At 66.0% G+C, this 600-nt stretch carries 1 protein-coding gene; it reads left to right on the top strand.

What is annotated here, in order from left to right; genetic code table 11:
- Positions 1 to 600: carbohydrate-binding protein (locus tag D1Z90_RS21445; RefSeq protein ID WP_198419289.1), on the top strand; the 600-nt coding region annotated here is incomplete at both ends.

The following is a 600-nucleotide window of genomic DNA, read 5'->3' as shown; positions in this document are numbered from 1 at the left end:
TGCTCGGCTTCGCGCAGCTCGACGCTGTCGCGGCGGTTGTCGCGCAGGCCGGCCCGAATCCGATACCGATCGATCAAACCGCGACGACCGACAATGTGCAGGTTCTGCTGGCGACGCTCGCGGAGCGCAACAGCAGCGCATCGGTCGCCAATCCGAGCGAAGGACGCAAAAACTTCTACATCCAGAATTTCAATACGACGTCCGACTATCTTGCCTGGACGATCTTGCTTCCCGCCGCGGCGAGCTATCAGCCGACGGTTATGCTCAGCGCGAGCAGCGGTCAGCAGTTCAGCCTCAGCGTGAACGGCAGCGTCGCGGCGACGTTCACCGCGACGGGCGGCTGGCAGCGCCAGGTCGCGCCGAATATCAGTCGTCCCGCGGGCAGTGTGGTGGTCAAACTTGCGCGCACGGGCACGCTGTCCGGCAGCGCGCAGATCAAGTCGCTGGAGCTGCTGCGTGCGTCGGACGTGAGTGCGTACACCACGCGCGTCGCCGCTGCACGCGCGAACACAACCTGGCTCAGCCAGGCCAAGTACGGCCTGATGTTCCAGTACGGCTCGTGGGGTTTCCCGGCCGGCGGCGGTGCAGCGCTGCCGCTCG

The sequence above is a fragment of the Motilimonas pumila genome (assembly GCF_003596335.1).
Classification (GTDB): domain Bacteria; phylum Pseudomonadota; class Gammaproteobacteria; order Enterobacterales; family CBDFNC01; genus Motilimonas; species Motilimonas pumila.
This window is presented reverse-complemented; position numbering and strand designations above follow the sequence as displayed.